Genomic DNA, 9,849 nt, shown 5'->3' on the forward strand with positions numbered 1-9,849 from the left:
CTTGGGTTGCACAGCGGCGCGAGGCCGCCCTTGTCGCGGATCGGCAACAAGGCCCGGTGCGGCCGGGCGAGCATGCTCCGGAGGCACGTGCCACAAGGGTTTCGGGCACGGGACGAGCCGGAGCGGTTTTCGGGATTCTTGGAGGTAAGGCGAGATTCCAACGCCAAACGGGTGCGTCCGATCTGAAGGCCACCGGCGCCAGCGGTTTTATCCACGTCACGTACTGCTGGGGCGTCAATTCACGCTCCAGCAGGGCGGAACAGTGTTGCCAGAAATCGTTCATCTAGGTGCTGTCGTTCTTGGGTTGCACAGCGGCGCGAGGCCGCCCTTGTCGCGGATCGGCAACAAGGCCCGGTGCGGCCGGGCGAGCATGCTCCGGAGGCACGTGCCACAAGGGTTTCGGGCACGGGACGAGCCGGAGCGGTGTGCGGGATTCTTGGAGGTAAGGCGAGATTCTAACGCCAAACGGGTGCGTCGCGGGAGTTATCCACAGGGGTGCGTCAGTCGGTGGGGTGGGGGTGCCGATTGCTGCACAGGGGGCGGGAACGGGGCTAAAGTATTGACCGCTCACAGAAAAACGGATTAAATAGCGGGTTCCGCGAAAACCAATCCTAGATTTTCGGCGATTGCGTTCGCCCGGTGGCCTGAAGGATCGGGCACGCGGTCCCTGATTACCGACATTCTCGAACAAGTGAGAGCAACATGAAACGTACCTACCAACCTTCCGTCACGCGTCGCAAGCGTACCCATGGTTTCCGCGTCCGCATGAAGACGGCGGGTGGCCGCAAGGTCATCAACGCACGTCGTGCGAAGGGCCGCAAGCGCCTCGCCATCTAAGGACGGGCGAAGCGCCGTGTCCGCCGTCAGCGGCGATGCGGGCAGCGCAGTCGCACACCCCGGCATCGATCCGTTGCTGGTGGGCGCGACCTTCCCGAAAGCCGCGCGGCTTCTGAAAACGGATGAGTTCTCATCCGTTTTTCGTTTGCGCCCCTGGCGGCGCAGCGCACATTTCGTGATCTACGGCAAGCCGGTGGGCGGCGACGCTCGTCTCGGTCTCGTGATCGGCAAGAAGTTCGCGCCGCGCGCGGCCACGCGCAACCTGGTGAAACGCCTCGCACGCGAGGCGTTCCGCCAGCGGCGCGCGGAGTTCGCCGGCTGGGATCTGCTGCTGCGGCTGCACACGCGTTTCGATCGCAAGGCGATGCCGAGCGCGGTTTCCGCGCCGCTCGCCGCGCTGTGCGAAGGCGAGATTCGTGAGCTGCTCGACAAGGCGGCGCGCGAAATCGCCAAGCGCGGCCCCGTGAAGCCGGCGGGCGCTTGAGGCGCGCGCCGGTGAGCTTTTCCGAGGATCGGGCCGGGCGTGCCTCGCGGGCATGCTCGTTCGGTCACACGACGGCGCGCAAGCGCCGACTGCTATGCAAACGGTATTGATCGCGTTGCTGCGTTTCTACAAGGCTGCCTTGAGTCCTCTGCTCGGCAGCCGTTGCCGTTTTTACCCCTCCTGTTCGGATTACGCGCGCGAGGCAATCCAGTATCATGGCGCCGCGCGCGGCTCGTACCTGGCCGCGAAGCGTCTGTGCCGCTGCCATCCGTTTTCCGCCGGCGGCATCGATCTCGTTCCGCCGGCCCGTTCCGGTCCCTGCGCTACCCACGAAGCTGAAGCGCCGTCCCATCGACTCTGAGACAACGCATGGATATCAAACGCACCGTCCTATGGGTGATTTTCTTCATGTCAGCGGTCATGCTGTACGACAACTGGCAGAGAGCCCATGGGGGCCAGTCGATGTTCTTCCCGAACGTCACGAAGACCCAAGGCGCGTCCTCGACCGACGCCAGCAGCGGCGCCGCCGCGGCCAGCGAGACGGCAGCGCTGCCGGCCGCGTCCACCACGGCGCCGGCCAACACCGCCCCGATCGCGCAGGCGCAGCTGGTGCGCTTCTCGACCGACGTCTATGACGGCGAGATCGACACGCGCGGCGGCACGCTGACCAAGCTGACGCTGAAGAAGGAAGGCGACGGCAAGCAGCCCGACCTGTTCGTCACGCTGTTCGATCACACCAAGGATCACACCTACCTGGCGCGCACCGGCGTGACGGGCGGCAACTTCCCGAACCACAACGACGTCTTCACGCCGGCCGCGGGCAATCCCACGGTGCTGGCCGCCGGCCAGGATTCGATGAAGCTGTCGTTCGAGTCGCAGGACAAGGGCGGCGTGAAGGTCGTGAAGACCTACACGTTCACGCGCGGCAGCTACGTGATCGGCGTCGACACCAAGATCGACAACGTCGGCACGGCCCCCGTCGCGCCCACGGTCTACATGGAAATCGTCCGCGACGCCACGCCGGTGGAAACGCCGCTGTTCTCGCACACCTTCCTTGGCCCGGCGGTCTACACGGATCAGAAGCACTTCCAGAAGATCACGTTCAGCGACATCGACAAGAACAAGGCGGAATACGTCAACTCGGCCGACAACGGCTGGGTGGCGATGGTTCAGCACTACTTCGCGTCGGCCTGGATCCCGCAAGCGGGCGTGAAGCGCGACATCTACGTCGAGAAGATCGACCAGCTGTACCGCGTGGGCGTCAAGGAGCCGGTCAAGACGATCGAGCCGGGTCAGTCGGCCGACGTGTCGGCGCGCCTGTTCGCCGGCCCGGAAGAAGAGCGCGTGCTGGAAGGCATCGCCCCGGGCCTCGATCTGGTCAAGGATTACGGCTGGGTCACGATCATCGCCAAGCCGCTGTTCTGGCTGCTGCAGAAGATCCACAGCTATGTCGGCAACTGGGGCTGGTCGATCGTCCTGCTGACGCTGCTGATCAAGGCCGTGTTCTTCCCGCTGTCGGCTGCCAGCTACAAGTCGATGGCGCGCATGAAGGAAATCACGCCGCGCATGCAGGCGCTGCGCGAACGCTTCAAGGGCGATCCGCAGAAGATGAACGGCGCGCTGATGGAGCTGTACAAGACGGAGAAGGTCAACCCGTTCGGCGGCTGTCTGCCGGTGGTGATCCAGATTCCGGTGTTCATCTCGCTGTACTGGGTGCTGCTGGCGTCGGTGGAAATGCGCGGCGCGCCGTGGATTCTCTGGATTCACGACCTGTCGCAGCGCGATCCGTACTTCATCCTGCCGATCCTGATGGCCGGCGCGATGTTCGTGCAGACCCGCCTGAACCCGACGCCGCCGGATCCGGTCCAGGCCAAGATGATGATGTTCATGCCGCTGGCGTTCTCGGTCATGTTCTTCTTCTTCCCGGCCGGCCTCGTGCTGTACTACGTCGTCAACACGGTGCTGTCCGTGGCGCAGCAGTACTACATCACGCGCGCGCTCGGCAACAAGAAGAAGGCTGCCTGACCCTAAGCTGGCCAGCCCGTCGCACGACAAGAACCGCCCGGTGTCAGAACCGGGCGGTTTTTTCATGGGCGTTCGATAGGGATGTACGGCGTGCGGCGGGCGGAAGCGACGCCGTGTCGCGTCGATTGCGCGTCACACGCGACGCGCGGCGGTGCAGAATCAGCGGTCGGACGAATCGCCGTAAAACTGCTCGATCAGTTCCTGCACCAGGTAGCGGTGATGCGGCGAGAGCGCCTCGATCTTGGTGGCCAGCTCGATCGTCTCTTGGGTGGGCGGGTAGGTGGCGTCGCGCGGCAGCGGCTTCGGCGTATTGCGCGCGGCGATCGACGGCGGCGGCCCGTAGTGGAGCCAGTGCGCATCCACGCGCAGCCAGCCGGCGAGCGTCGCGAGCTTGTCGGGCGTCGGGATCGTGCGGCCGGTCAGCCATTTGTGCGCCGTTTGCGGCGAAACGGGCTGCTCGCCGTGATGACGCAAATTGAAATGCAACGCGAGTTCCGTCGCGCCCGTGACCTTCTCCGGGCTGCGCATCAGGGCGAATTTCAGGCGTTCGGAGAACGCCGATTTCTCGTCGGGCGTCGGCATGCGCCAGATTGTGCAATCGGGCGTCAACGCCTCCGACAACCAGTCACGTCATATTTATCTCAAATGCGTGTTGATTCAACCGAGGCATCGAATGCCTCGGCTGGCGCGTTATCTCGGAAATGCTTGCATGGCGGGCATGGCGGCGTGCTTCGGATGTGCGGCGGCGTGTCGCCGGTTGCCGCGCATTTAGCGTGCTTGGGAGAATTTCGCATGATCGACCAGGGTGCCGACCCGCGACGGTCATACGTCTTGCCGATGCGCCGCCTTGTCTCTAAATGCAACTAACGGCCAATCCGGCCGGCGTCGGTCGAAACCGGCCAAATTGTGACATTGGGTCGCAGCGTGCGGCCGATGGCCGGCTCGAGCGGGTGTCAGCGTAGCGGCGAGCCGCCATAGAACTGTTCGATCAGTTCCTGCACCAGGTAACGATGATGCGACGACAGCGATTCGATCTTGGTCGCCAGCTCGATGGTTTCCTGCGTCGGCGGATAGCGTTTGTCGCGCGGCAACGGGCGGGGCGTGCCGAGCGCGTTGGTGGCGGGCGGCGGCCCGTAGTGCAGCCAGTGCAGATCGACGCGCAGCCATTCGGCGAGCGTCGCGAGCTTGTCGGCGGTCGGGACCGTGCGGCCGGTCAGCCACTTGTGCGTGGTTTGCGGCGACACCGAATGCTCGCCGCGATGGCGCAAGTTGAAATGCAGGGCAAGCTCGGTCGCGCCGGAAAGTTTCTCGGGACTGCGTAGTAGCGCGAATTTGAGGCGTTCCGAAAACGCCATTTTTTCTTCGAGGGTCGGCATGCGCAGATTGTGCAATCGAGGCCATGACGCAGCGACAACCGGATGCGCCATATTTATCTCATCGGATGGCGGGGCGCGCCGACGAGCATGGGCTGGGCCGATCGATATTATCTCGTAAATACAGAGGTGATTGAGTCGATCCGGATGTGTGCTCCGATTCGATCGCATGTCTTGCAACGAGAAAATCGCCTGATTGGGAGAAAATGACACGCCGCCGGCCGCTGATGCGTTCAACCCCATGAAGCCCGTTTCAGCGCCAGAAAGCTTCCTGCCGCCACGCTACAATGCGGGCGTTCCAGCGGCGTCCACGGCGATGCCGGCCCGATCCTCCTTGCCCTCGATTGCTCCATGCCCGTTACCGATTCCGATCCGATCGTCGCCATTGCCACCGCAGCCGGCCGAGGTGGCATCGGGGTCGTGCGCGTGTCGTTCGGCCGAGCCGGCGCGGCGGCGGCCGAGGCATTGATGCGCGCGGTGTGCGGGCAGGTTCTGGCGCCGCGGCACGCGAGCTATGTGCCGTTCCTCGACGCGGCGGGCGCCGCGCTCGATCGCGGCATCGCGCTGTATTTCACCGCGCCGAATTCCTACACGGGCGAGCACGTGCTCGAACTGCAGGGGCACGGCGGCCCGATCGTGCTGCAACTGGTGCTGCAGCGCTGCCTCGACGCGGGCCGCGAGCATGGCCTGCGGCTGGCCGAGCCGGGCGAATTCACGCGCCGCGCGTTCCTCAACGACAAGCTCGATCTCGCGCAGGCCGAAGCCGTGGCCGACCTGATCGAAGCCAGCACCGAGGCGGCCGTGCGCTCGGCGGGGCGTTCGCTCGACGGCGTGTTCTCGCGCGAGATCCATGCGCTCGTCGACGATGTGATCGGCCTGCGGATGCTGGTCGAGGCGACGCTCGATTTCCCCGAGGAGGAGATCGATTTCCTCGAAGCGGCCGACGCGCGCGGCAAGCTCGCGCACATCCGCGCGCGGCTCGTGCAGGTGCTTGGCGAGGCGCGTCAGGGTGCGTTGCTGCGGGAGGGGATGTCGGTGGTGCTGGCGGGGCAGCCGAACGTCGGCAAGTCGTCGCTGCTCAACGCGCTGGCCGGGGCGGAGCTCGCGATCGTCACGCCGATCGCCGGCACCACGCGCGACAAGGTGGCGCAGACGATCCAGGTCGAAGGCATTCCGCTGCACATCATCGATACGGCCGGGCTGCGCGAGACCGACGACGAGGTCGAGAAGATCGGCATCGCGCGCACCTGGGGCGAGATCGAGCGTGCCGATGTCGTGCTGCATCTGCTCGATGCGCGCACGGGGCTGGGCGACGACGATCGCGCGATCGCCGGGCGGTTTCCCGCCAACGTGCCGGTGGTACGCGTGTTCAACAAGACGGACCTCAGCGAGGAGGCCGCATCGGTCGTGCATCTCGATGGCGAGGCCGATCTGAGCGAATTGCGCCTGTCGGCGAAGCGCGGCGACGGCATCGACCTGCTGCGCGCGGAATTGCTGCGCATCGCGGGCTGGCAGGCCGGGGCCGAGAGCGTTTATCTCGCGCGCGAGCGGCATCTGGTTGCGCTGCGCGCGGCGCAGGCGCATCTCGCGCAGGCCGCGGCGCACGCGGATCAGAACGCGCAGGCGCTCGATCTGCTCGCCGAGGAGCTGCGGCTCGCGCAGGAGCAATTGAATTCGATCACCGGGGAATTCACGTCGGATGATCTGCTGGGCGTGATTTTCAGCCGGTTTTGTATCGGGAAGTAAGCGTCGCCGGCGCGTTTCGCATCCGCGCCGCCTGCTTCGCACGTCCGTCGTGCCGGGCGATCTCGAATGCTACGGTGTTCGATCACCCGCCATCGACGAGAGTCCGCCATGTCCCTATCTTCACGCTTGCTCGCCGGCTGCTTGGCGTGCGCATTGTCCGCCGCTGCGCTGCCGGCGCTTGCCCAGCTTGATTCGCAGACCTACTCATCGGCCGAGGCAGAAGGCGGTTTCATCCGCGTCAACAATCGCGAGGATTATCTGCGCGCGGAACGCCATCAGCAGGAAGAACTGCACTATCAGCGCCAGCACGAGGAAACGATGCGCGAGGAGCGCATTCAGGAAGAGCACGTGCGTCAGGAGCGCATGTACGAACAGCGCATGAACGGCAACCACTGAAGCGGGGCGCGAACGGCCTTCGAACGCCTCAATGCCCGCGCCGCCAATGCTTCCACGGATGCCGCCAGTCGATCGGCGCCGCGTGGAGCGCGCGCGGATGACGCCGGCGATGTTCCTGCCATAGCTCGTCTGAGAACAATGCCGCGACGATCACGAGCGGCAGCACGAGAAAAATGCCCAGGATCACTTGCTCGACCACGATTGCCTCCGTGCGGCTGACGGGCAGCGCACCGCCCTGCTTTTCATTCTAGGCAGCGCGCCAGCGGCACGTCGTGGATTTTCCCGTATGACGCGCCGCCGGCCATAGCCTTTACCCCGATTTCGGGCGCGCGCCCCGCGCATTCGGTATCATCACGCCCCGACCGAACCTTTCGCCCGCACGCGGCACGACACCGGATGGCGCTCAAATCGACGATCTACAAGGCTGAACTGCAAATCGCGGATATGGACCGGCACTATTACGCCGACCACACGCTGACGGTGGCCCGTCATCCGTCCGAAACGGACGAACGCATGATGGTGCGCATCGTGGCATTCGCGCTGCTCGCGCGCGAACGGCTCGAGTTCGCCAAGGGCCTGTCCGACACGGACGAGCCGGACCTCTGGCAGAAGGACCTGACGGGCGCGATCGAGGCCTGGATCGACATCGGCCAGCCCGACGAGCGGCGCATCTCGAAGGCCAGCGGCCGTTCGGCCCAGGTGGACGTGATCGCCTACGGCGGCCGCACCTCGGACATCTGGTGGCAGGGCGTGCGCAGCAAGGTGGAACGCCTGCGCAACGTGCGCGTGCTGACGCTGGCCGAAGGCGCCGCAGAGGCGCTCGGCGCGATGGCCGAACGGACGATGCGGTTGCAATGCACGATTCAGGACGGCTCGGCCTGGCTGTCGAGCGCCTCGCACGATCCGGTTGCGGTCGAGTGGAGCGTGCTGAAGCCGCGCGACGGCGAGTAACACCCTTTCTTCGCTACACCGCGCGCGGCGGCCCCTTCAATTCCACCCGGTTGCCCTCGGGATCGAACAGATAGATCGACGGCCCGTAGCCGTCCGCGCCATAGCGCTCGGCCGGCTCGTCGGGCGCGGCGCCGTGCGCCGTGAGGTGAGCGCGCAACGCGCCGGCATCGAACGGCTCGACGCGCAGGCACAGGTGATCCATGTTGCGGCCCGCGCCCGGTATGCCGCTGTCCGCCCGGTCGATCGGCGCGTTCTGCTGCAGCAGGTCGATCAGCGTGCTGCCGGCACGCAATTGCATGAGCCCGAGATCGGGCTGTTCCTTTTCCAGATGGCAGCCCAGCACGTCGCAGTAAAAACGCAGCATCGACGGCATGTGGGCGACGCGCAGCACGACGTGGTCGATGCCGAGAATCACGGGTTTCATGGGGTGCGGCTCCTGTTGCAGGCGTGGAGCGAACGAGTCTAGACGATCGAGCGCGGCGCATCGAGTCGGCCATTCGGCCAGCTCGACGGACGGGACGCGATGCGCGCAAAATGCCCACAGCGATGCACCAACGGCATGTGCCCGAACGATGGACGAAAAAAAGCCCGCTCTAGCGGAGCGGGCTTAATCCATATCAGGAGGAGACATGGAGGAGACAGTTCCAACTATACACAGGCCGATGGTGCGTCGCAATAAAGCGATTGCAAAATATCGTCACGGAGTCAATGTGTCGCACTGTTTCGGCCGTTTCGCGCGCTGCGGCAAAGCGCGGCGGAATTGGGTGTAGTTCTCGCTTAATTGGCGTGCGGCGCGGGCTGCCGGCGCTTCGGTTCGTACCCCGTTAGCCTGGCCGAATGACAGCGCAAGATTCCGGCAGGCGGCGCCGGGCGCGCCACGTAGAGTGCCTACCGTTCCCACCGTTTTTGCGAGGCGATCATGTCTTCCGAATACTCGACCGACGAATCCCGCTGGGCCGCCCTCGTCGCGCGTGATGCCGGGGCCGACGGCGCATTTTTCTACGCAGTCCGTACCACCGGCGTGTTCTGCCGGCCAAGCTGCGCGTCGCGGATGCCGCGTCGCGAGAACGTGGCGTTCTTCGACGCGCCGGCGGCGGCGCGCGAAGCCGGCTTCCGGCCCTGCAAACGCTGCCAGCCCGAGCGATTGCCACGCGAGGTGGAGATCGTGCAGCGCGCCCGCGCCGTGCTCGATGCGAGCGATCGCGCGACGCTGGCCGAGTTGAGCGCGGCCGTGCATGTGAGCCCGTTCCATTTGCAGCGTTTGTTCAAGCGCGTGGTGGGCGTGACGCCGCGTCAATATCAGGCGGCGCGTCGTGGCGCCGCGTTGCGCGATGCGCTCGAGGGCGGCGCGCCGGTTACGCGCGCGGCGGTCGATGCCGGGTATCAATCGTCGTCGCGTGTCTACGAGGCGGTGCCGCGCGAGCTCGGCATGAAGCCGTCGGTGTTCCGGCGCAAGGGCGCGGGGCTGCGCATCGACTACGCCACCGCGCCCACGCCGCTCGGCCAGGTGCTGGTGGCGGCCACCTCGCGCGGCATCTGCCGCATTGCGTTTGGCGACGCGATAGCGCCGCTCGTCGACGATCTGCGCACCAGCTTCGCGAACGCCGAGTGCATCGCCGCGCCGGAGCGTCTGGCGCCGTTCCTGAGCGAGATCGAGGCATACCTGCGCGGCACGCGCGAGCGCATGGCGCTGCCGCTCGACATCAGCGCGACGGCGTTCCAGCAGCGCGTCTGGGAGGCCTTGCAGCAGATCCCGTACGGCCAGACGCGCAGCTACACGCAGATCGCCGAGGCGGTCGGCTCGCCGCGCGCGGTGCGGGCCGTGGCGAGCGCCTGCGCGTCGAACCCGGTGGCGCTCGCGATTCCGTGCCATCGCGTGATCCACAAGGACGGTGCGCTGACCGGCTATCGCTGGGGCACCGAACGCAAGGCGGCGCTGCTCGCGGCCGAAGCGCGGCAGGCGTCCGGCGAGCCGGCCGCGCTGTCGCTCGACGACGCCGCATGACGCGGCGCGCAGCGGCTGCCGCCCTGGCCCCC

General features: G+C 66.0%; 13 protein-coding genes and 1 pseudogene. 8 read left to right on the top strand and 6 right to left on the bottom strand.

From position 1 onward, the window contains the following. The coding region (locus G3N92_RS26450; protein ID WP_206130554.1) for a hypothetical protein at positions 1 to 215 on the bottom strand (215 nt) is incomplete at its 3' end. Next, a pseudogene (locus G3N92_RS35375) lies at positions 185 to 283 on the bottom strand (DnaA N-terminal domain-containing protein); the annotation flags it as partial. The gene G3N92_RS26450 and the pseudogene G3N92_RS35375, both read right to left, overlap by 31 nt. Positions 284 to 702: 419 nt before the next feature. Between G3N92_RS35375 and rpmH the strand changes: the two are divergent. From rpmH to yidC, 4 genes are all read left to right on the top strand, one after another. Next, the gene (gene rpmH / locus G3N92_RS26460) at positions 703 to 837 is read left to right on the top strand and encodes a 50S ribosomal protein L34 (protein WP_004198824.1); all 135 of its coding nucleotides are present in this window, start codon (positions 703 to 705) and stop codon (positions 835 to 837) included. Between the two features lie 73 nt (positions 838 to 910). Further along, entirely contained in the window at positions 911 to 1,321 is a 411-nt protein-coding gene (gene rnpA / locus G3N92_RS26465) for a ribonuclease P protein component (RefSeq protein WP_241015034.1), read from the top strand. Between the two features lie 94 nt (positions 1,322 to 1,415). Continuing rightward, positions 1,416 to 1,682 (top strand): membrane protein insertion efficiency factor YidD, encoded by a 267-nt coding sequence (gene yidD, locus G3N92_RS26470; protein WP_206130544.1) that lies wholly within the window; start codon positions 1,416 to 1,418, stop codon positions 1,680 to 1,682. Between the two features lie 8 nt (positions 1,683 to 1,690). Beyond that, positions 1,691 to 3,346 (top strand): membrane protein insertase YidC, encoded by a 1,656-nt coding sequence (gene yidC / locus G3N92_RS26475; RefSeq protein WP_206130545.1) that lies wholly within the window; start codon positions 1,691 to 1,693, stop codon positions 3,344 to 3,346. 159 nt (positions 3,347 to 3,505) lie between these two features. On the opposite strand, the gene G3N92_RS26480 is transcribed toward yidC, so the two are convergent. Together G3N92_RS26480 and G3N92_RS26485 are read right to left on the bottom strand one after the other, a co-directional pair. Continuing rightward, complete coding sequence (locus G3N92_RS26480; protein WP_206130546.1) at positions 3,506 to 3,928, bottom strand: transcriptional regulator; 423 nt, start codon at positions 3,926 to 3,928, stop codon at positions 3,506 to 3,508. Between the two features lie 371 nt (positions 3,929 to 4,299). After that, positions 4,300 to 4,722, bottom strand: coding sequence for a transcriptional regulator (locus G3N92_RS26485; RefSeq protein WP_206130553.1), 423 nt, complete (start codon positions 4,720 to 4,722; stop codon positions 4,300 to 4,302). 348 nt (positions 4,723 to 5,070) lie between these two features. Between G3N92_RS26485 and mnmE the strand changes: the two genes are divergently transcribed. Both mnmE and G3N92_RS26495 read left to right on the top strand, forming a co-directional pair. After that, on the top strand, positions 5,071 to 6,465 hold the full coding sequence (gene mnmE / locus G3N92_RS26490) for a tRNA uridine-5-carboxymethylaminomethyl(34) synthesis GTPase MnmE (RefSeq protein ID WP_206130547.1): 1,395 nt from the start codon (positions 5,071 to 5,073) through the stop codon (positions 6,463 to 6,465). A 108-nt stretch (positions 6,466 to 6,573) separates the two neighbouring features. Continuing rightward, a complete protein-coding gene (locus tag G3N92_RS26495) occupies positions 6,574 to 6,861 on the top strand; it encodes a hypothetical protein (protein WP_206130555.1) in 288 nt (95 codons plus the stop codon). Positions 6,862 to 6,889: 28 nt separating this feature from the next. Here the strand turns inward: G3N92_RS26495 and G3N92_RS26500 are convergent, their stop codons facing one another. Beyond that, positions 6,890 to 7,060: a hypothetical protein gene (locus G3N92_RS26500; RefSeq protein ID WP_206130548.1), complete on the bottom strand. Its 171-nt coding sequence runs from the start codon at positions 7,058 to 7,060 to the stop codon at positions 6,890 to 6,892. A gap of 197 nt (positions 7,061 to 7,257) precedes the next feature. Here G3N92_RS26500 and G3N92_RS26505 point away from each other — a divergent pair, with 197 nt between their 5' ends. After that, a complete protein-coding gene (locus G3N92_RS26505; RefSeq protein WP_206130549.1) occupies positions 7,258 to 7,812 on the top strand; it encodes a YaeQ family protein in 555 nt (184 codons plus the stop codon). A 13-nt stretch (positions 7,813 to 7,825) separates the two neighbouring features. Here the strand turns inward: G3N92_RS26505 and G3N92_RS26510 are convergent, their stop codons facing one another. Continuing rightward, positions 7,826 to 8,236, bottom strand: a complete 411-nt coding sequence (locus tag G3N92_RS26510) for a VOC family protein (protein ID WP_206130550.1) — start codon at positions 8,234 to 8,236, stop codon at positions 7,826 to 7,828. Positions 8,237 to 8,731: 495 nt separating this feature from the next. Between G3N92_RS26510 and ada the strand changes: the two genes are divergently transcribed. Then, positions 8,732 to 9,817, top strand: a complete 1,086-nt coding sequence (ada, locus tag G3N92_RS26515) for a bifunctional DNA-binding transcriptional regulator/O6-methylguanine-DNA methyltransferase Ada (protein WP_206130551.1) — start codon at positions 8,732 to 8,734, stop codon at positions 9,815 to 9,817. Positions 9,818 to 9,849 lie beyond the last annotated feature (32 nt).

It is taken from the genome of Burkholderia sp. Ac-20379 (assembly GCF_017104645.1).
In the GTDB taxonomy this organism is placed as follows: Bacteria; Pseudomonadota; Gammaproteobacteria; order Burkholderiales; family Burkholderiaceae; genus Burkholderia.